16 protein-coding genes and 1 tRNA gene are annotated in these 21,015 nt (G+C 70.5%); 12 read left to right on the top strand and 5 right to left on the bottom strand.

Annotation, left to right across the window (positions count from 1 at the left end):
• Window positions 1-251 precede the first annotated feature (251 nt).
• Window positions 252-827, top strand: coding sequence for a DUF998 domain-containing protein (locus tag ACZ7CH_RS19235; protein ID WP_458431222.1), 576 nt, complete (start codon window positions 252-254; stop codon window positions 825-827).
• Window positions 824-2,809, top strand: coding sequence for a glycosyltransferase (locus ACZ7CH_RS19230; protein ID WP_470374461.1), 1,986 nt, complete (start codon window positions 824-826; stop codon window positions 2,807-2,809). The genes ACZ7CH_RS19235 and ACZ7CH_RS19230 overlap by 4 nt, the downstream gene beginning before the upstream one ends.
• On the opposite strand, the gene ACZ7CH_RS19225 is transcribed toward ACZ7CH_RS19230, so the two are convergent.
• Window positions 2,790-6,434 carry a patatin-like protein gene (locus ACZ7CH_RS19225; RefSeq protein ID WP_470374460.1) on the bottom strand — a complete coding sequence of 1,215 codons (3,645 nt, stop codon included), beginning with the start codon at window positions 6,432-6,434 and terminating at the stop codon, window positions 2,790-2,792. The two genes, ACZ7CH_RS19230 and ACZ7CH_RS19225, sit on opposite strands and share 20 nt — an antisense overlap.
• Window positions 6,435-7,050: 616 nt before the next feature.
• Window positions 7,051-8,583 (bottom strand): polyprenol phosphomannose-dependent alpha 1,6 mannosyltransferase MptB, encoded by a 1,533-nt coding sequence (gene mptB, locus ACZ7CH_RS19220; protein ID WP_360400294.1) that lies wholly within the window; start codon window positions 8,581-8,583, stop codon window positions 7,051-7,053.
• A 124-nt stretch (window positions 8,584-8,707) separates the two neighbouring features.
• Between mptB and ACZ7CH_RS19215 the strand changes: the two genes are divergently transcribed.
• From ACZ7CH_RS19215 to ACZ7CH_RS19170, 10 genes are all read left to right on the top strand, one after another.
• Window positions 8,708-9,379, top strand: coding sequence for a helix-turn-helix transcriptional regulator (locus tag ACZ7CH_RS19215; RefSeq protein WP_458431226.1), 672 nt, complete (start codon window positions 8,708-8,710; stop codon window positions 9,377-9,379).
• Window positions 9,376-10,830 carry a Fe-S cluster assembly protein SufB gene (sufB, locus tag ACZ7CH_RS19210; RefSeq protein ID WP_360400300.1) on the top strand — a complete coding sequence of 485 codons (1,455 nt, stop codon included), beginning with the start codon at window positions 9,376-9,378 and terminating at the stop codon, window positions 10,828-10,830. Before ACZ7CH_RS19215 ends, sufB begins: the two co-directional genes overlap by 4 nt.
• Before the next feature lies 1 nt (window position 10,831).
• Window positions 10,832-11,989 (top strand): Fe-S cluster assembly protein SufD, encoded by a 1,158-nt coding sequence (sufD, locus tag ACZ7CH_RS19205; RefSeq protein WP_470374459.1) that lies wholly within the window; start codon window positions 10,832-10,834, stop codon window positions 11,987-11,989.
• Entirely contained in the window at window positions 11,986-12,300 is a 315-nt protein-coding gene (locus tag ACZ7CH_RS19200; RefSeq protein ID WP_360400305.1) for a non-heme iron oxygenase ferredoxin subunit, read from the top strand. The genes sufD and ACZ7CH_RS19200 overlap by 4 nt, the downstream gene beginning before the upstream one ends.
• A 33-nt stretch (window positions 12,301-12,333) precedes the next feature.
• Window positions 12,334-13,107, top strand: coding sequence for a Fe-S cluster assembly ATPase SufC (gene sufC / locus ACZ7CH_RS19195; RefSeq protein WP_266041288.1), 774 nt, complete (start codon window positions 12,334-12,336; stop codon window positions 13,105-13,107).
• Between the two features lie 26 nt (window positions 13,108-13,133).
• The gene (locus ACZ7CH_RS19190; protein ID WP_360400308.1) at window positions 13,134-14,411 is read left to right on the top strand and encodes a cysteine desulfurase; all 1,278 of its coding nucleotides are present in this window, start codon (window positions 13,134-13,136) and stop codon (window positions 14,409-14,411) included.
• 1 nt (window position 14,412) lies between these two features.
• On the top strand, window positions 14,413-14,853 hold the full coding sequence (sufU, locus tag ACZ7CH_RS19185; RefSeq protein WP_360400311.1) for a Fe-S cluster assembly sulfur transfer protein SufU: 441 nt from the start codon (window positions 14,413-14,415) through the stop codon (window positions 14,851-14,853).
• Window positions 14,850-15,227 carry a metal-sulfur cluster assembly factor gene (locus tag ACZ7CH_RS19180; protein WP_360400314.1) on the top strand — a complete coding sequence of 126 codons (378 nt, stop codon included), beginning with the start codon at window positions 14,850-14,852 and terminating at the stop codon, window positions 15,225-15,227. The genes sufU and ACZ7CH_RS19180 overlap by 4 nt, the downstream gene beginning before the upstream one ends.
• Before the next feature lie 474 nt (window positions 15,228-15,701).
• Window positions 15,702-15,779 (top strand) — tRNA-Ile (locus ACZ7CH_RS19175).
• Window positions 15,780-15,906: 127 nt separating this feature from the next.
• Window positions 15,907-16,665 (top strand): hypothetical protein, encoded by a 759-nt coding sequence (locus ACZ7CH_RS19170; RefSeq protein ID WP_470374458.1) that lies wholly within the window; start codon window positions 15,907-15,909, stop codon window positions 16,663-16,665.
• A 3-nt stretch (window positions 16,666-16,668) separates the two neighbouring features.
• Here ACZ7CH_RS19170 and ACZ7CH_RS19165 read toward each other — a convergent pair whose 3' ends face one another.
• The 3 genes from ACZ7CH_RS19165 to ACZ7CH_RS19155 form a co-directional block, all read right to left on the bottom strand.
• Entirely contained in the window at window positions 16,669-17,733 is a 1,065-nt protein-coding gene (locus ACZ7CH_RS19165; RefSeq protein ID WP_470374457.1) for a carboxylate-amine ligase, read from the bottom strand.
• 154 nt (window positions 17,734-17,887) lie between these two features.
• Window positions 17,888-19,561: an EAL domain-containing protein gene (locus tag ACZ7CH_RS19160; protein ID WP_470374456.1), complete on the bottom strand. Its 1,674-nt coding sequence runs from the start codon at window positions 19,559-19,561 to the stop codon at window positions 17,888-17,890.
• Between the two features lie 107 nt (window positions 19,562-19,668).
• Window positions 19,669-20,622 carry a lycopene cyclase family protein gene (locus ACZ7CH_RS19155; RefSeq protein WP_470374455.1) on the bottom strand — a complete coding sequence of 318 codons (954 nt, stop codon included), beginning with the start codon at window positions 20,620-20,622 and terminating at the stop codon, window positions 19,669-19,671.
• Window positions 20,623-21,015 lie beyond the last annotated feature (393 nt).

The raw sequence follows: 21,015 nt of genomic DNA, 5'->3' as shown, positions 1-21,015 counted from the left end.
ACCAGGAGCGCACGAAAGCTCCCCGCGTGCACTCCGCACACGTGCACGCGGGGGCCCCGAGTGCCGCTGAGGGGAACGCGGGGCCCCCGCGTGACCTCCGCAGGGGTGGCGCAAACGTTCGCGGGGCGCCCTTGGCGAAGGCGGACGAGAAAGGTGGGGCTGGCCCTACCCCGGGAAGTCAGGGACACCTCAGGGTCCGCTCGGGGGAGTTCCCCATTGGTTGACCACCGCCGTCACAAGAGACTTTTCACGTGATCGAGGTGGGGGACAGAAGACGGGGACTGGTGCTCGGGGGACTGGTGTTCTCACTGGTTCCGATTTTTTACCTGCACGTGGTGTCGGCGGGGCAGCTCGACCCGGTCAGCGACGTCGTCAGCGACTACGTGTTCGTCCGCAACGGCACCGAATGGCTGGCGGCGACGTCCCTCAGCCTCGCGGCCGTGTCGGCGTTGCTGGCCATCAGCCTGCGGGGTGCGGGCAGGTCAGCGCAGTGGCTGATCGGTGTCTGGTCGGCCGGTCTGACCGTCTCGACGATCTTCCCGACCGATCCGACGGGGGCACCGACGTCGCTGTCGGGCTACGTCCACCGCTACGCCGGCGCCGTCATGTTCGCCGCGTTGCCGGTCGCCGGACTGCTCATCGCGCGCAAATTTCCGGCTCTGCTCGGTATCGCAATAACGGCCACGGTGTCCAGTGCGGCATTCATGGTCAGCCACGTTTCCTTCGCCGGTTTCGAGGCGCGCGGGCTCACCGAACGCGTTTTGTTCGCCGCCCTTTACGGACTTCTCTTCGCAATCGCGGCCACCCAGCTCAGGCGGACGACATGACCCTGCTCGCCATCACCCTCGCCGTGCTCGGCGCCGTGTGCTTCGCCCTCGCGGCACGCCTGCAGCACGACGCGGTCGCCGAGACCGGTGCCCGCGCGAGCGTGCTGCGGCAACCCCGCTGGCTGGGCGGGCTCGCCCTGCTCGTCGCCGGTGCCGGGGTGCACGCGGCGGCGCTCGGCATGGCGCCGCTCACGGTCGTGCAGCCGATCGGCGTGGTCGCGATCGGCCTGACCGCGCTGCTGGACCGGCGGCTGAGCGAGCTGCCCGCGATCCTGCTCACCACGGTGGGCGTGGGCGCGTTCGTGTTCCTCGCGTCCGGCAGCGCGACCGCCACCGAGGTCGTGCCCGACGCCGAGCTCACGGCCGGACTGGTGTGCCTCGGCCTGATCGCCATCCCCGGTGTGACAGCCGCGCTCACGACGAACGCGCGCGTTCGCGCCGTGGCGTTCGCATCAGCCGGTGGTGTCGCCTACGGCTACGTGTCAGTGCTCATGCGCGCCGTCTCCCAGTCGGTGCAGCAGGGCGGTTTCGGCCTTTCGCACGTGGCGTCCGTGCTCGGCATCGCCCTTTCGCTCGCGGTCGGCGGCTGGCTCGTCCAGCACGCCTACGCGGGAGGACCCCCTCATCTCGCCGTCGCCTGCCTGACCGTGGTGGACCCGCTGGTCGCCGTGGGCATCGGCGCCTTCCTCCTCGGCGAAGCCGCGCACCTGTCCGCGTGGACCGGTGCCCTGCTGCTCGCCTGCGCGCTCGCCGCAGCCAGTGGTGTGTTCGCCCTCGCCCGTCACCCTCGTGTCCCTCTTCGAACGGAGCTTCCCGTGAACACCTCCAGCGCGCTGCGCGTCGTCATCGCCGCCGACACGTTCCCGCCGGACGTCAACGGAGCCGCGCGGTTCGCCCAGCGCCTCGCCGTCGGTCTCGCCTCCCGCGGGCACGACGTCCACGTCATCGCACCCGACTCGCCCAAGGCCACCGAGATCGAGGGCGTGACCGTGCACCGCCTGCGTTCGCACCGGCTGCCGTTCTACCCGGACTTCCGCTTCTGCCTGCCGTGGCAGGCGAAGGAGGAGGCCGACGCGCTCGTCCAGGCGCTCAAGCCGGACGTCGTGCACGTCCAGGCGCACTTCGTGGTCGGCCGGTACGTCCTCGGCTCCGCCGCCGCGCAGGGCATCCCGACGCTCGCCACGAACCACTTCATGCCGGAGAACCTGTTCAGCCACGCGCACGTGCCGGCGTTCCTGCAGGGCCTGTCCCGCAGATGGGCCTACCGCGACCTCGCACGGGTCTTCGGCCGCGCCGACATCGTCACCGCACCGACACCGCGCGCCGTGCAGCTGCTGCACGACAGCGGGTTCCCCGAACGCGCCATGCCCGTGTCGTGCGGCATCGACATCGCCCGCTACCAGCGCGAGGTCACCCGCAACGACCGGCCCACCGCGTTGTTCGTCGGCCGGCTCGACGAGGAGAAGCGCGTCGACGAGTTCCTGCGCGCCCTCGCACGCGTGCCCGGCGCGCTCGGTGAGGTCGTCGGCGACGGCACGTGCCGCGCGGAGTGGGAGCTGCTGGCCCGCGACCTCGGCATCACCGACCGGGTGCGGTTCCACGGGTTCGTGTCCGAGGACGAGCTGCTCGACGCCTACGCCCGCGCCGACCTGTTCGTGATGCCCGGTGTCGCCGAGCTGCAGAGCCTCGCCACCATGGAGGCGATGGCCGCGGGCAAGCCGGTGATCGCCGCGAACGCCATGGCGCTGCCGCACCTCGTGCACCCCGGCCGCAACGGCTGGCTGTTCGAACCCGGTGACGTGACCGCACTGGCCCAGCGCCTGCACGCGCTCGTGCACGACGCGCCCACGCGGGCCCGCATGGGCGCCGCCAGCAGCGAGATCATCTCGCACCACGCGCTGGCGGCGACCCTGGAGCGGTTCGAAGGTCTCTACGCACGGGCGATGGGCCGCCCGGCGCCGGTCATCGCGCTGGCGGCCTGAGCTTCCGCTCGATCCGCTGCGCGACGACCTGCCCGGTGCGGGAGAGGGTGAGCCCTGCGGGGTGCTCACCCTCCCCGTCGATCAGGAACCGGTACAGCGAGGCGTGGCCCTCCAGCCGCTCCCGCAGCACCGCCGCGACGTCGCAGCCGCCGGGGTAGATCGCCGGGATCGCCTCGGTGACCAGTTGCTCGCGGATGCGCCGCCGTTCCGCCCTCGGCACGTACCAGGACGTGATCAGCAGCAACGTCAGCCCGAACACCAGCGCCGTGCCGATCACCGCCCGCCAGCCCCAGCCGCCCGGCCGCACCAGCAGCAGCACGTCCGCGGCCGCGAGGTAGGCGATGCCGTAGACCACCGCCCAGCCCGCGGTCGCCGCAGCGGGCGGTTCGGCGCGTTCGGTGCCCCACACGCCCTCCACCCGGCGCCACCGCTGCAACGACTTGCCGCCCGACAGCGCCATCCACACCCCGAACGCTCCACACAGGACGGACGTCGGGATCACCAGCCACGGCCGGGTGTGCAGCTCGAACTGCCACACCGACCACACCAGCCCGGCCGCCACGGCCACGACGGCGGCCTGCTTCCAGCGCCGCCGCAGCACCTCCAGCGGCCGGAAGTCGGCGAGCACCGCCAGCGGGGTGCGGATCGGCGCCGGCAGCGACCCCAGCAACAGCAGTGCCGCCACCACCACGACCACACCGCCGACGGTGACCGTGCCGGTGGTGAGCTGCGAGCGGTCGTTCGGCACCCGGTCGACCGCGACCGCCACCAGCGGGATCACCGGCGACAGCAGCACCAGCCCGTGCAGCAGCGTGCCGGACCGCAGCGCGGCGTACCCGAAAGCGGCCAGCAGCGACGCGGCACCGACCGCCGCGCCGGGCCCGGCCGCCCACGACGGCAGCAACCCGAACAACGCCATCACGACCAGCGCCCCGCCGACCGCGAGCCCGAGCAGACCGAGGAACTGCGCGAGGTTCCCGCCCCTGGTCAGCCCGGTGATCGTCCAGTACGGCAACAGCGCGCCGCCGCGCATGACCCTGGTGACCGGCCGCACCGCCCTGAGCCCGGCGCGTTCCGAGTCGGCCACCGTGACCGCCACCGCCGCCGCGGTCGCCGCCGTGCGGATCATCTGGTCCGACGCCGCCTCCTGGGTGAGCGGCTCGCGGCCGATACCCGCGCGGTCGAACGCCGTCAGCGCCGCCATGCCCAGGGTGACCGTGTGCTCCTGCGGGAACTCCAGGCGCCGCAACAGGTCCGCGTGCTCCTCCAGGAACAGCTCGCCACGCGACCGCGCGTCCGCCCCGTCCCCGCGGTCGGCGATGATCGCCGCCCGCAGCCGGGGCAGCTCCTCGCAGATGATCCGCCAGTGCAGGCCCCACGCGGCCAGCTCGGCGAGCTTCAGCGACGACGGCGACAGCTCACCCTCCGCCTCGTAGATGCCCTGCAGCTCCTTCGCGGCCTCGTTCGCGCACGCCGCGACCCGCACCGGCAGCTCGGGACCGAACATGTGCCCGATCACGTTCTGCACCACCGCTTCCGCGCGTTGCGCGGCGGTGCGGGTGTCACCCTCGGGACGGCCGAGGAGGTCCATCCGCCGCAGCCGGCGCGGGTCGAACAGCACCCGGCACAGCATCGTGGCACCGTCGAGCCGCCCCCAGATCCAGTCGTTGACCCGCCAGGACCTCTTGAGGAACCCGGAGAACCGCGACAGCGACGCCCCGCCCGCCTTGTCGTCGGCGGTGAGCGACTGCTGCGCGAACGCGTTGCGCGTCTGCAGCGACACCTGCACCAGCTCGACCGGCGTGTCCAGCCCCGTCGACGCGTCGTCGGACAGGCACGTGCCCGCGACCTCCAGCGCCAGCAACCGGCTCAGCCACCGCTCCGCCTCCGACAGCCCCGCCTCCTGCGCGGTGGCCGCCGTGCCGAGCAACGCGTGCCACGCGCTCAGCCCACCCAGCTTGAGCCGGTGCTCGTCGAGGTCGCGCACGACCTCCTGCGCCGCCCCGACGACCCGCCCGATCTCGGCGACCTGCGCCTTGACCTCCAGCCCGAGGTGCCCGTCGACCATGAGCTCGTGGTAGCTCGCCAGCCGCCCGGTCCAGTACTCCTCGCCCAGCGAGTCCGACGGCTGCCAGGCGAACAGCTCCTCGCGCAGCCGCCGCAGCTCCGCCCTCACCTGGTGCAGCTCCCCGCGGGCCCGCGCGATCCGTTCCGCCTGCCCGTCCGGCGCCACCCACACGAGCCGCTTGAGCAGGTCGAGCGCCGAGGCCCCGAGCCGCTCGGCCATCGTGATGCCCCACTCCCAGCCCAGGTCCGCGCGGCACACCGTGCTCGGCAACCGCACCCCCGGCACGTACGGCAGCACACCGTGCTTCCTCTTCCACGCCCGCTGCGCGTTCTCCGCGGCCCGCCGCGCCCGCTCGAACGACCAGTTCGCCGGGTTCCCCTTGGGCAACGCGAACTGCTGCGCGGCCACCTGCCGCGCCGCGAGCCGGATCTCCACGTCCTCGTAGTGCCCGAACAGCTTGTCCGCCAGCGAGTACACCTCGCCGACCACGTCCTGCCCCCCGGCGTGCAACCGTTCGAGCAACGCCATCCGCCCGCCCCTGCTGCCCGCCGCGCGCCGGTTGTGCTCCTCGATCTTCTCGACGTAGGTCCGGTTCGCCTGGCTCGACATGGCGCTCAGCAACCGCGCCCCGGCCGCCACCGTCGTCGGCCCCGCCCCTGCCACGTCCGCCCGCGGCTCCGACCCGAGCGGCTCGGCGTGCGGGAACACCAGCAACATCACCCGCCGCACCGGCCCGTCCGCCGGCATCCGGTCGATCGCCTCCAGCGCCTCCCTGGTCGGCGTGTTGACGAGCACCCCGCCGTCCACGGCGAACCGGCTCCGGTCCCCGCCGTTCGCCCAGCTCGCCACGTCCGCCATGTCCGGCCGGCCCGGCGAGGGCTGCCCGCCGACGGGGATGAAGCTCGGCTCGAACGCGAACGGGAAACTCGCACTGCTGCGCGCGGCCAACGCCAACTGCAGCACCCGCTCGTCGATCCCCCCGGCCGCGAAGTCGTCCCTGGTGACCTCGCTGACCCACGAGTAGGGATCACGCCGGAACGAGAAGCTGCCCTGGTGCACCGACTGCGTCAACGGCTGCCCGAGGTCGTCGTAGCTCGTGGTCGGCACACCCCCGAGCAGGGTGGTCGTGATCCGCAGGTCGATCGGCCGCTCGTCCGGCGCGGTGGGCTCGAAGTCGCTGGTGAGCCGCGCCAACGCCTCCTGCAACCTCGGCAGGAAGAACTCGTCCCCCTGCAACAGCGACGCCGGCGCCCCCTTGAACGGCGTCCTGAGCAGCTGCTCCATCCGCCCCTGCTCCGCCCACAGGTCCCGCAGCCTGCTCAGGTCCGCGTTCTTGTTGACCTGCGACAACGCGAGCGCGGCCCCGTTGATCCCCCCGGCGGACGTGCCGGCGATGACATCGGCCCTGGCCGTGCACCCCACCAGGTCGAGCAGCGGCTGGTAGACCGACCCCGGCCTGGTCAGCCGGTCCAGTTCGAGCACCGTGCCGCCCATCCAGACGGCGAGACTGACGCCGCCGTTGAGGACGACGGCGAAGCGGACCTCCTCGCGGAACATGGGCTGTCCGGCGTGGGCGGGCTGTCCGGGCTTTTCTGGCTTTTCGGGCTGTTCCGGCTTTTCGGGCTGTTCGGCTGGCGCGGCCTGCGTTGGCTGCGCGGCTTGCTCGGTCTGTTCGGCTCGTGCGGTCTCCTCGGACATGCCGCACCACCCCCTCCAGCTTCGATCTTCCCCTCTGCCGGGTAGTCGTCCGCTGGAGTTGTGTGGTTACTGCTGCTTTCGCCGCAGCCGACAGTCCACGGCGCCACCCGGACGGGTGAATCGTGTCCGGATCCACGGCCGGCTGCGTCTTGTGGATGTCCGGAACCACCCCCTTGCCGCGCCCCGGAGGAAAGGAGGAACGCGGGCCCGGCCCGGCCTGACCCCGCCGTCAGCCCGCCGAGTCGACACCGTCCCAGCACACCCTGACCAGACCCCGGCACACCCGGTCAGGCCCGCCAGATCGGTCAGGTCCGCGGTCGAACGCACCGGCCCGCCGCCCGCCCTGCGCGAGCACGCGCGCCGGGTGTGAGCCCCGGATGCGAGCGGCAGCCCCGCCAAGGCGGCATCGAACAGGCCGCTTCGGCCCCACGCCCACCCGCGCCGCCCTCACCCCCGAGCTAGCCGCACCCCCACCTCACACCGCATCAGACTTCAAAAACGGCCCAACCCGCTTCCGCGCGATCAACACACAAACCGCGAACGTGATCACGGCCCCCGCCACCGCCTGCGGCACCGTGTACGCCCGCCCGTCGAACGCAGACCCGGTCGGCGGCAGGATCACCGCGATCACCGCGCTGGTCACCATCGCGAACCCGCGGAACCGCGGCCCGATCACGGCCGTCGCCATCGGCAGCACCGCCCACAGCACGTACCAGGGTTGCAGCACCGGCCCGAGCACCAGGATCGCTCCCAGGGCCGCTCCCAGGGCGTTCATCGCCTTCAGCCGGCCCTTGAACGTCCGCCACAGCAGCACCACGGTGATCACGATCGAGATGCCCTGGCTGAGCAGGCGGGCGAGCGCGATCATCGAGTCGGTGTGGTTGCCGAGGCTCAGCAGGATGCCCAGGCCGCCGCCCATGAAGCCGAGCGCGGTCGGCGGTGACATCCACGACTTCACGACCGAGGCGACGTTCAGCGTCTCGATCCACCCGAACCCGAAGCCGGTGCCGAGGCAGATCGCGACCACCCCCACGCCGGCTATCGCGGCCATGACCGCGGCCACCACCAGCAGGTGTTTGAAGCTGCCGCCGAGCTTGCGCGCCACCAGCACGCCCACGAAACCAAGGGCGGCCATCGCGGGGATCTTCACCATGGCCGCGCACACGATCGTGGCCGCGCCGAACGTGATCCACCACCACCGCAGCGGTTCCAGACCGCGCAGCGCGAACTCGATGCCGACCAGCATCATGCCCAGTGCCAGGCCGTCGTTGTGCACGCCGATGACGATGTGGAACAGCACCAGCGGGTTCAGCGCGCCCAGCCACAGCGCCCCGACCGGCGACACGCCGAAGCGGGCGGCCAGCCGCGGCAGCGCCCACACGATCATCACCAGGCCGCACAGCACGAGCAGCCGGTGCACGAACACGCCCGACACGACGTGGTCGCCGGTGACCATCGCCAGCAGCCGGCCGACCGCGAGGAACAGCGGCCCGTACGGCGCCGGGGTCTCCCGCCAGATGTTCGGCACACCGCGGGTCAGCACGTGGTCCACGCCCAGCGCCGAGGCCGGGCCGAGCTCGTACGGGTCCAGGCCGCGGGCCGCGATCTCGCTCTGCGCCAGGTAGGAGTACACGTCGCGGGAGAACATCGGCACGCAGAACACCAGCGGCACGGTCCACATCAGCAGCGTGCGGTCCATCTGGCTGCGCGACACGATCCGCACCCGCCCCGGCCGCACGAACCGGCCCAGCGCGAGCCACGCCGACACGATCATGAAGATGCCGGTCCAGACGACCCCCATCGCGACCGAGGGCATCCTCGAGAAGAGCCCGAGGACGGGCACGCCGTACAGCGGCGAGTAGATGGGGGCGGCGCCACCGCCCAGGGACCCGACGGTGAGCAGCAGCGCGCCGATGGTCCCCCAACGGCGGACGATGTCCAGCTGACGACGCTCTCGACCGTTCAAGAGGTCGCTCTCCGGAGTCACGGCTCCGCCGGAAGTGGGCATGCCAGCAGCGTATCCAGCCCCGCTCAGCCGTGAGTCAGGTCACCCTGTGACCGCGATCTTTGCGACCTCCGGCGAAATACGCAACACTGGTGTTGTGAAAAACGCCGAGACCCACCTTGACGCCGTGTCGCAGCACGACGGCAAGACTCGGCGCGCTGTCGCCAGGCTCCTGCTGGAGCAGGGTCCGGTCACCGCGGCCGCTGTTGCCGAGGAACTGGGCATCAGCCCCACGGCCGTGCGCCGTCACATCGACGCACTGCTCGCGGACGGCGAGGCGACGACGAGGGACGCACCCCGCCAGACCCAGCGGGGCCGGGGCCGTCCGGCGAAGCTCTTCCTGCTGACCGACACCGGGCGCGCCCGGTTCGGCCACGCCTACGACGACCTCGCGGTCGCCGCGATCCGGTTCCTCGCCCAAACGGGTGGCGAAGAGGCGGTCAGGGCGTTCGCGCAAAGTCGGGTCGACGCGCTCGTGGACCGGCACCGGACGGCGATCGTGGCGCAGGCCACACCCGCCGAACGGGCGAAGGCCCTCGCTGCCGCGTTGACCAGGGAGGGTTACGCTGCGGCGACCCGCACCGCGGGGGCGGGTGAGCAGTTGTGCCAGCACCACTGCCCGGTCGCCCACGTGGCTGCCGAGTTCCCCCAGCTGTGCGAGACCGAGACGGAGACGTTCGCGAACCTCCTCGGAACCCACGTGCAGCGCCTCGCGACGATCGCCCGCGGCCACGCCGTGTGCACGACGCACATCCCGAACATTTCACGGATCCCAGATGATGGAGGGGAGCCCGCATGACTGCCGCTGCCGAGCAGCGCACGCCCACCACGGTGCAGTCTCCGCTCACGCAGGAAGAGACCATCGCGTCTCTCGGCAACTACGAGTTCGGCTGGGCCGACTCGGACGTTGCCGGCGCGAGCGCCCGCCGAGGCCTCAGCGAGGACGTCGTCCGCGACATCTCGGCCAAGAAGGACGAGCCCGAGTGGATGCTCGAGTACCGGTTGAAGGCGCTCAAGCTCTTCGACCTCAAGCCGATGCCGAACTGGGGCGCTGACCTCTCTGGGATCGACTTCGACTCGATCAAGTACTTCGTGCGGTCCACGGAGAAGCAGGCCACCTCCTGGGAGGACCTGCCCGAGGAGATCAAGAACACCTACGACCGCCTGGGCATCCCCGAGGCCGAGAAGCAGCGCCTCGTCGCCGGCGTCGCGGCCCAGTACGAGTCCGAGGTCGTGTACCACCAGATCCGCGAGGACCTGGAGCAGCAGGGTGTCCTCTTCCTCGACACCGACACCGCCCTCAAGGAGCAGCCGGAGCTCTTCAAGGAGTACTTCGGCTCCGTCATCCCCGCGGGTGACAACAAGTTCTCGGCGCTCAACGCCGCGACGTGGTCCGGCGGCTCGTTCATCTACGTGCCGAAGGGTGTCCACGTGGACATCCCGCTGCAGGCCTACTTCCGGATCAACACCGAGAACATGGGCCAGTTCGAGCGCACGCTGATCATCGTCGACGAGGGTGCGTACGTGCACTACGTCGAGGGCTGCACGGCGCCGATCTACTCCTCGGACTCGCTGCACTCGGCCGTCGTCGAGATCATCGTGAAGAAGGGCGGCCGCTGCCGCTACACGACGATCCAGAACTGGTCGAACAACGTCTACAACCTGGTCACCAAGCGCGCCAAGGCCGAAGAGGGCGCGACCATGGAGTGGGTCGACGGCAACATCGGCTCCAAGGTGACCATGAAGTACCCGGCCGTCTTCCTGATGGGCGAGCACGCCAAGGGCGAGGTCCTCTCGATCGCGTTCGCGGGCGAGGGCCAGCACCAGGACGCCGGCGCCAAGATGGTCCACATGGCCCCGCACACCTCCTCGACCATCGTGTCGAAGTCGGTGGCGCGCGGCGGTGGCCGCACGTCCTACCGCGGCCTGGTCCAGGTCAACAAGCGGGCGCACCACTCGAAGTCCACGGTGAAGTGCGACGCGCTGCTGGTCGACACCATCAGCCGCTCGGACACCTACCCGTACGTCGACGTCCGCGAGGACGACGTCGCGATGGGCCACGAGGCCACGGTCTCGAAGGTCTCCGAGGACCAGCTGTTCTACCTGATGTCGCGCGGCCTCAACGAGGACGAGGCCATGGCCATGATCGTGCGCGGGTTCGTCGAGCCCATCGCGCGCGAGCTGCCCATGGAGTACGCCCTCGAACTGAACCGCCTGATCGAACTGCAGATGGAAGGGGCCGTCGGCTGACATGGCCGCCCTGTCGACTCAACCTCACTCCCACGGCGCCGTCGTCCCGGTCGCCTCGCGCGCGGAGCACTTCACGTCCTACGACGTGGACGCGTTCGAGGTCCCGGGCGGCCGTGAGGAGATCTGGCGCTTCACGCCTCTCAAGCGTCTTGCCGGTCTGCACTCCGGCGCTGCGGCAACGGGTTCCGCTGCCGTCGAGGTGAACGCCGCCGCCGGTGTCACCGTCGAGACGGTCGGTCGTGACGACGACCGCCTCGGCGGGGCCGGTGTCCCCGGTGACCGCATCGCGGCCCAGGCGTACACGTCCTTCGAGAACGCCACCGTCGTGACGCTGCCCGGCGACGCGAAGTCCGAGCCCACGACCGTCACCGTCACCGGTGCCGGCGAGGGCCAGGTCGCCTACGGCCACCTGCTGGTCAAGGCGTCGCAGTTCGCCGAGGGCACCGTCGTCCTCGACTACCGGGGTTCCGGCGCGTACGCCGAGAACGTCGAGTTCCTCGTCGCGGACGGCGCGCACCTCCAGGTGATCGCGATCCACGACTGGGCCGACGACGCGGTGCACGTCTCGCAGCACCACGTGAAGCTCGGCCGCGACGCGTCGATCAAGCACACCGTGGTGACGCTGGGCGGCGACGCCGTCCGCATCACGCCGGTCGTGCAGTACGCGGGCAAGGGCGGCGACGCGGACCTGGCCGGTCTGTACTTCGCCGACGCGGGCCAGCACCAGGAGCACCGCCCGTTCATCGACCACTCGCAGCCCAACTGCCGCAGCAACGTCGTCTACAAGGGCGCGCTGCAGGGCGAGGGCGCGCACACCGTGTGGATCGGCGACGTGCTGATCCGCGCGGCGGCCGAGGGCACCGAGACCTACGAGCTCAACCGCAACCTGGTGCTCACCGACGGCGCACGCGCCGACTCGGTGCCGAACCTGGAGATCGAGACCGGTGAGATCGAGGGTGCGGGCCACGCCAGCGCCACCGGCCGGTTCGACGACGAGCAGCTGTTCTACCTGCAGGCGCGCGGCATCCCGGAGCACCAGGCGCGGCGGCTCGTCGTGCGCGGCTTCTTCCAGGAGCTGATCGCGAAGATCTCGGTCCCCGAGGTGCGCGAGCGCCTCGAGGCCGCCATCGAGGCAGAGCTCGAGGCGGTCGGGGCGTGATCAAGGTGTGTGCACTGTCCGACCTGGACGACCGCAAGCCCTTCGCCGCCACCGTGGACGACGTCGACGTCGTCCTGGTGCGCGAGGGCGAGCGGGTGCACGCCCTCGCGGACCTGTGCTCGCACGCCGCGGTGTCGCTGAGCGAGGGCGAGGTCTCCCGCAAGGGGATCGAGTGCTGGCTGCACGGGTCGTGCTTCGACCTGCAGACCGGCAAGCCCTCGTCGCCGCCCGCCAGCGAACCGGTCGACGTCTACGCCGTCGACATCCGTGACGGCGACGTCTTCGTCGACGTCACCGCCACCACGAACTGACTTCTAGCTACACCACCAGGAGAACGGCAAGTCATGGCCACCCTTGAGATCAAGGACCTGCACGTCTCGGTCGTCAGCGAGGACGCTCCCAAGGAGATCCTCAAGGGCGTCGACCTGACGATCAAGGCCGGCGAGACGCACGCCATCATGGGCCCCAACGGCTCCGGCAAGTCCACGCTGTCCTACGCGATCGCCGGGCACCCGAAGTACACGATCACCTCGGGCACCGTCACGCTCGACGGTGAGGACGTCCTGGAGATGTCCGTCGACGAGCGCGCCCGCGCGGGCCTCTTCCTCGCCATGCAGTACCCGGTCGAGGTCCCCGGCGTCTCGATGTCGAACTTCCTGCGCACCGCCGCCACCGCCGTCCGCGGCGAGGCCCCGAACCTCCGCCACTGGGTCAAGGAGGTCAAGGGCGCGATGGCCGACCTCGACATCGACCCGGCGTTCGCAGAGCGCTCGGTGAACGAGGGCTTCTCCGGCGGTGAGAAGAAGCGCCACGAGATCCTGCAGCTGGGCCTGCTCCAGCCGAAGGTCGCGATCCTCGACGAGACCGACTCCGGCCTCGACGTCGACGCGCTGCGCGTCGTGTCCGAGGGCGTCAACCGGTACAAGGCCTCCGGTGAGGTCGGCGTCATGCTGATCACGCACTACACCCGGATCCTCAAGTACATCCAGCCCGACTTCGTGCACGTCTTCGCGAACGGCCGCATCGTCGAGTCCGGTGGCCGCGAGCTGGCCGACGTCCTCGAGTCCGAGGGTTACGTGAAGTACACCGGGAAGACGGAAGCAGCAGCCCTTTCCTGACGTTGTAGCGGTTGAGAGGAGGCGCTGTGACCACCACCGCAGCACCACTGGACGTCACCGCCCTCAGGGCGGACTTCCCGATCCTGTCTCGCACCGTTCGTGACGGGAAGCGCCTGGTCTACCTGGACTCCGGCGCCACCTCGCAACGCCCGACGCAGGTTCTGGACGCGGAACGCGCGTTCCTGGAGCGGCACAACGCCGCCGTGCACAGGGGCGCGCACCAGCTGGCCGAGGAAGCGACCGATGAGTACGAGGGTGCGCGTCAGCGCATCGCGGACTTCGTCGGCGCCGACTTCGGCGAGCTGGTGTTCACCAAGAACGCCACCGAGGGCTTCAACCTCGTGGCGTACGCGATGGGCAACGCCGTGACCTCGGGTCCCGAGGCCGCGCGGTTCCGCATCGGCCCCGGCGACGAGATCGTCGTGACCGAGATGGAGCACCACGCGAACCTCGTCCCGTGGCAGCAGCTCGCTGCCCGGACCGGCGCCACGCTCAAGTGGTTCGGACTCGACGCGGACGGCAGGCTCGACCTGTCCGACGTGGACAGCGTGATCACGCCCAGGGCGAAGGTCGTGGCGTTCACGCACCAGTCCAACGTCACCGGCGTGATCAACCCGGTCGACGTGCTCGTCGCGGCCGCGCGGAAGGCCGGCGCGCTGACCGTGCTGGACGCGTGCCAGTCCGTGCCGCACGGACCGGTGAACTTCCACGAGCTCGGCGTCGACTTCGCGTCGTTCTCCGGCCACAAGATGCTCGGCCCGTCCGGCATCGGTGTCCTCTACGGACGCCGTGAGCTGCTGGAGGCACTGCCCCCCTTCATCACCGGCGGCTCGATGATCGAGCTGGTGAAGATGGAGGGCTCGACGTTCGCCCCGCCGCCGCAGCGCTTCGAGGCGGGCTCGCCGATGACGTCCCAGGCCGTCGGTCTGGGTGCCGCCGTCGACTACCTGAGCGTCGTGGGCGTGGAACGCGTCCACGCGCACGAGCACCTGCTGACCGTGGCGGCGCTGGAAGGCCTGTCGGCCGTCAAGGGCGTCCGCCTGATCGGCCCGCGCGACGCGGTCAACCGCGGCGGTGCCGTGCCGTTCGAGATCGAGGGCGTCCACCCGCACGACGCCGGCCAGGTGCTCGACAGCCTGGGCATCGCCGTGCGCGTCGGGCACCACTGCGCGTGGCCGCTGCACCGCTGCCTGAACGCGCAGTCCTCGGTGCGGGCGACGTTCTACCTGTACAACACGCTGGACGAGGTCGACGCGCTCGTCGACGGCGTCCGCGAGGCGCAGAAGTTCTTCGGGGTGGCCTGAGATGCAGCTCCAGCAGATGTACCAGGAGATCATCCTGGACCACTACAAGAACCCGCACGGCCGCGGCCTGCGCGACCCCTACGACGCCGAGTCGTTCCAGGTCAACCCGACCTGCGGCGACGAGGTGACGTTGCGCGTGCACGTCGTGGACGACGTGGTGAAGGACGTGTCCTACGACGGCCAGGGCTGCTCGATCAGCCAGGCCTCGACGTCGGTGCTGACCGACCTCGTCGTGGGCAAGCCGGTGAGCGAGGCGTTCGGGAAGATGGACGCGTTCGTCGAGCTCATGCAGGGCCGCGGCCAGGTCGAGCCCGACGAGGACGTCCTGGAGGACGGCATCGCCTTCGCCGGCGTCGCGAAGTACCCGGCGCGCGTGAAGTGCGCGCTGCTGGGCTGGATGGCGTTCAAGGACGCAGTCGCACGAAGCCAGGGAGCAGCATGAGCACCGAAGAAGTGGTCCGGGGAGCCGAAGGCATGCCGGTCTTCGAGCCCAAGGCTGACGTCGCCGCCCTCGACGACGTGGAAGAGGCCATGCGCGACGTCGTCGACCCGGAGCTCGGCATCAACGTCGTCGACCTCGGTCTCGTCTACGACATCCACGTCGACGACAAGAACGTGGCCACCATCGACATGACGCTCACGTCCGCGGCCTGCCCGCTGACCGACGTCATCGAGGACCAGACCCGCGCCGCCCTCACCGGCGGCGGCCTCGTGTCGGACTTCCGCATCAACTGGGTGTGGATGCCGCCGTGGGGCCCGGAGAAGATCACCGACGACGGCCGCGAACAGCTGCGCGCGCTGGGCTTCACCGTCTGACCTCACCAGCAGTGGAACGGCGCGCACCCACCCGGTGCGCGCCGTTTTCCGTTGGTTCAACAAATGCGTTGCACGGCTTCACCACCGTCGCTTAACTTGGTCCCGACAACGAACAAGAGATCAACCGGAGGAAGACATGATTGCCAGCTTCGAGCTCGCGGGGTGGCGGATTCTCGCTGCGATCGCCGGGGGTCTCCTGGCGCTGGCGTGGGGCTCCACGCCATGACCTGACACACCAGGTCATGACCTCGGAGCCGCCCACGGGAAACCATGGGCGGTTTTCTTTTCGCTAATTCCCGCCGGCGAGCTTCGGAAGCGGAACGGATTCCAAACCCGTTTCCCGGGGGTTCGACTCCTTCCGCCGGTGCTGCCCGGAAGAACAACCGCACGACAACCGAACAACGGGGGACGCGCCGGCGCGCAGGTGATCCTTGCACGATCGCCCCGGTGGGTTCGACACCCACGTCTTCCACCCGTCCCGTAGCTCAGTCCGGTGAGAGCGTCCGTCTGATACGCGGTAGGTCCCAGGTTCAAGTCCTGGCGGGACGACCAACCCACCCCGAGCGGCCCGCCGGATACCCGGCGGGCCGCTCACCCGCACCCGGCGCCCGTGCTCCGAACGGCCTAGTGTTGCGCTCCCGGGGTGCCGCGACGGCGCCGCTGACCCGATGGTGGCCACGTGACGGCGTTGACGCACCTGCACCGCCTCGACACCCCGTCCGGGGTCCTCGCCGCGTGCTGCGCCGCCTGGGGTGCCTGCTACGCGACCGGGCCGGACCTCGGTGTCGTGGTCGCGGTCCTCGCGAACTTCACGGCGACCCTCTCCGGCACCCTGCTCGACTCCTCCCGCACGCAACCGGTCGCGGTGCGCGAGGTGGGGACCGGTCAGGTCCGTGCCCTGGTGGTCGCCGAGATGGTCGTCGCACTGGCACTGGCGACCGCCGTGTCGTGGCGGGTCGCCGCCGGCGTCGCACTGGCCCTGCTGCTCCACCTGGCCCGGACCCGGTTGCCACGCCACGGGTTCGCCGGTCCGGTGGCGCTGGCGACGGCCACGGTCCTGCTGCCCGCCGTCACCGCCTACTCCGCCGCCGGGGGACAGGCCGACCCCGCCGTGTGGCTCGTGTTCTCCGGCGCCACCGCGCTCGCGACCGGCCGTGCGCTGCGGTGGCCGGCCGACGACCAGCCGCGTGACACGACCGTGCGCACCCGGTCCGCGGTCGGCGCCGCCCTCCAGCTGACCGCGGGTGGCCTGCTGATGACCGGCGCCGGCCTGTGGTTCCGCTTCGGCTGGTCCTGGGCGGTCGCCGGGGTCGTCGCGTGCTCGGCGTTCCTGCTCGCGGTCCGCGACAGGCCGGACCACGGCGAGTCCGCGGCAGCCGCGTCGACCGTCGTGCTGGCCGTGATCCCGTTGCTGGCCAAGATCCCGCCATCGGTCTGAGGGTCAGGCCGGCGCGGTCTGGTCCACGAGGAACCCCACCACGTCGTCGAGCCGCCCCCTCCGCGCGAACGCCCGCCGCTGCCGCACCGCACCCGTCCCGTCGAGCAGCACCCGGTCGATGCCGTCGCTCACCAGCTCGTAGTCGCCCGTGAGCTCCAGCGCCGGGCGCACCCAGCGCACCAGCGACGCCACGAGCGTGGCCGCCGGCGTCAGCGCCCCCGTCACGGGGTCGATCCCGAACCCCTCCAGCCCGTCCCTGGCCGCACGCCACAACGCCACCCTCAACAGGTGCGGCGGAACCGGCGCCGGCGCCGCACCCGACGTCAGCGCGGTCGCGGCGATCCCGCGCACCAGGGCCGCCATCAGCACGGCCTCCTCGACCGTCGGCGCCACGTCGCTCACCCGCAGCTCCAGCGTCGGGTGCCGGGCCGACAGCCGCACGTCCCAGTAGAGCATCCCCGCGTCCAGCGCCGCCCCGCTCGCGACGATGTCCTCCCGTGCCGCGAAGTACTGCGCCGCCGACTCGAAGTGCGGCGGCGCACCCGAGGTGGGCCACCGGTTCCACACCACGTACCGCCAGCTCGCGTAACCGGTGTCGTCGTCCAGCCAGTACGGCGAGTTCGCGCCCAGCGCCAGCAACGTCGGCAGCCACGGCCGCAGGTGGTTGCTCACGAACACCTTCGACTCGTCGTCGGGCAGCCCGACGTGCACGTGCAGGCCGCAGATCGCGAGGTCGTTGGTCAGCGCGCCCATCTCCTGCGCCATCCGGTGGTAGCGCGGGGCGTTCGTCAACGGCGTCGGCATCGTCAGCCCCAGCACCGGCGTCCCGGTCGCGGCCAGCCGGGCGTCGTGGCGCGCGGCCCGCTCCATCAACGCACGGCGCGCCACGGCCAGCTCCTCGCGCAGCACGGCCATGTCCGTGCAGATGCCCGTGGCCGACTCGACCTGGTACTGCGCGATCTCCGGCTGGAGGTCCACCTCGTAGCGGTCGGCACCGGCCAGCACCTCGGCGGCGCGGTTGGCCAGATGCCCCGTCGACGCCTCGACGAGCACGAACTCCTCTTCCACCCCAACAGTGAGGAGACCGTCCACGGCCGTGCGCTGCGCTGGTACAGATTGCGTTCCGCTGCCGACCTGCACGACGAACCTCCGATGCGCTGAGTAGCGACCTCGATGCTATGAGTGATCAGGTCGTCGCACAGGAGGCGTTCGGTTGTACTTGTCAACTCACCGCGCGTTGCCCGACACCACGCAGCACATCGCGCCGTTCGGTACCCGGCCGGCCCATGACCCAGCTCGACCCGGCGAGCGACTTCGCGTGCTCCTTGACCGGTGCCAGCAACCGCGACACCTCGCGATACGACCCCACTGACCCCGCGGCACAGATAAGGGTCGCAAGAGAGACGGTGACGTGTCGTCCTTCTGCCGTGTACGCCTTGTCCAGCAAACGGGCGGACAACGGCACCGTTTCGTCGAGACCGGCCATGATGAGGAAGTCGTCGCCGCCCACGTGCCCCACCTGCACACCGGGGAACGTCGTCGCGAGGTCTGCCAGGTCGTGCCCGATCTCGCGGATCAGGTCGTCCCCCGCCGCGAACCCGACCGTGTCGTTGACCAGCTTGAAACCGTCGACGTCCAGCCACGACACCGCGAAGATCTCCCCGCCCCCGATCCGCCGGTCGACCTCCCGCGCGATCGCGTCGCTGCCCGGCAGCCGGGTCAGCGGGCTCAGCGCGGCCGCCTGCTCCACCTTGAGCTCGGCGACACCGCGGACCACGTCCGCGACCCGCACCACGCCCATGCACCTCTCGTTGTGGTCGACCACGATCAGGTCGTCGTTCGTGCGCTCACGGTTGGCATGCGCCACCACGTCCAGCAGGTCGAGCGCCGACGCATCAGTACCGATGACGTGCGGCCTGTCCGCCAGCCGAGCCGCCTCCCGCTTCGCGTGCAGCGCGTGCCCGTACGGACCGGTCACCGCCAGCAGGAACCGGTTGCGGTCCACCGACCACCGCGGCCGGCCCTCGACGTCGACCAGCACCACACCGGTGACCGTCGGCTGCGTTGCCAGCACCTCGCGCACCTCCTCCGAGGTCGCGCTCTCCGGCAACGTCGTGGCCGGGTGCAGGAAGTCGGTCACCCGCGGACCACTGCTGCGCCGGATCTCCCCGGTCTGCGTCACGGCCTCGGGCGCAATGCGCGCGTTGACCACCGGTCGGCGCTGAGGGGGAGCAAGGAGATGCCCTTGTGCGTGCGCCACACCGAGCTTGCGCACGACCGCGAGCTGTTCCTCGGTCTCGATACCCTCCGCCACGACCTGACCACCGGTGTACTCACCGAGGTGCACCAACGACCGCACGAGCGAACAACGCGCCGCATCGTCCGGAAGGGTGCGCACGATCTCACGGTCGAGCTTGATGTAGTCCGGCGCCGAGCTCGTCAACAGCCCCAGCGGGACGTCACCCTCGCCCACGCAGTCCAGCGCGATGCGGAAACCGTGGTCCCGCAACGTCTGCAACCCGCGCGCCAGCCGCACGCGGTTCGCCCGCGAGTACGGCTCGCCCACCTCGATGACGACACCGTCCGGGCTCCGCCCGGTCTCCCGCAACGCGCCGTACAGCGGCGAGAGCGTCTCCGGCCGGTCCGCCACCGTGAGCGCCAGCAGGTTCACGTGCAACGGGAGCAGCAGCTCGAAGTCGGCCGCGGCGCGGAGGGCGCGGCACGCGAGTCCGACGTCGGCGTTCGTCAGGAGCCGCGCCTGATGAGCCGCCTGCAGCAGGTCCTGCACGGTGCCGTCGTGGGGCCGCGCGAGCGCCTCCACCGCGACGACGCCGCCGGTGTTGAGGTTGAACAGCGGCTGGAAGGCGAACCTGACGTCATCCAGCAATGCGGGCACGCACCCGATCGTGCCGGTGCGAACGACCCCCACCAAGGGGGTTCACCAGGAGTTCACGGAGTTGGCGGCGACTCGCCACGGTACCGCTGCGCACCGTGACCCGCCCCTCACACGGGGAGCACCAGCTTGAGCTTGAACCGCGCCGGAGCCGTGCCGAACAGCCGCACCATCGCGGCCGAGACCCCCGCCAGGTCCTCGCGACCGGACAGGTACGCCCGCTGCGACTCGGCCGGGAGCCGGAAGAACAGCTCGAAGAAGTCCCGCGTCTCGTCGGCGTCCATGCGCAGCAGGGTCTCCAGCCCGAACCGCCGCAGGGCGTGAACCGCACGGGCCTTCTTCGACCAGATCACCTGATGCGGGTCTTCACCGGCCTTGACGGCCGCCGCCACCCTTGGAGCGAGCGCGAGAGAGGTGGCCACGCTGTAGCCCGTCGCAGGATGGATGAACCCCGCCGCCGCACCGAACGCGCCCTTGTGCCGTGGAGCGTCCAACGGGAAACGGACGCGCTCCTCTCTCACACCCGGCAACTGGCGAGCATCAAGCCGTCGGCGCAACTCGTTCAACGGCATGCCCGGCCGGCGCGCGAGGCAGGTCTCCTCCACGAGCACCTGGTTGTCGCCGAGCGGCACCGTGTAGAGGAACGTGTCGCCGCCCCGCCAGTCCATCAACGTCGTGTCGGTGTCGTCCGACTCGATGACCACACCGACCGCTGTCTGCTCCGCACGACCCTTACGCGCACCCGTTGCGTTGAACGTGTGCCTGGCCGGTGCCGGCCGATCGAGCACCGTGACGTCGCCAGGCAGCTCGTGCAGACGCACGTTGTCGAGCACCACATAGGTGCGGTCGATCTTGTGCTCCTCACGCGCGAAGGCACGCACCGTCGTACTCGTCGCCGTAACCGGTGTGTCTGGTGGGAGCTCATCCGCCCACGCGCCATAAGTCGCCGTCCACACGCGATGCGGGTGCCTGTCGACGATGGCCGTGTGCAGGCCCTCCCGTGCACACGCGCGCGCAAGGGCACGTCCGGCCGGTCCGCCACCGATCACGAGCACGTCGTACATGCGTCCATGATTGACGTTATGCGCCCGGAGCACCTGATGGCGACGCAGGTCACTTCAAGTCGTTTCGCGCCGCTGCGCGCTCCGTCCCGGGTCGTCGCCGGAGAACCCGCAGGTCAGGGCGCTGCCGATGGCGGGTGACCCCCCGATTTGGAGATCGAAACACCCCCGTGTAATGTTCTCCATGTCAGAGCGAAGCGGGCCGGAAATCAAAACCGGAACGGGCCTGGCAAAAGCCGGATAAGAAGGGCCTCTGAGAGGCGGATTTGACACCGGCGGGCAAGACCAAATAAGCTTCAGCAACACAAGCCCCGAGAGAAACTCTCCGGAAACGGAGATGGACCCGGTGAGCGCGTGTTCTTTGAGAACTCAACAGCGTGCCGATAACACAGCCAG

The organism is Lentzea sp. NPDC037011 (assembly GCF_055607425.1).
The sequence above is the reverse complement of the archived record's forward strand: the minus strand, read 5'-3'. Positions and strand labels throughout refer to the sequence as shown.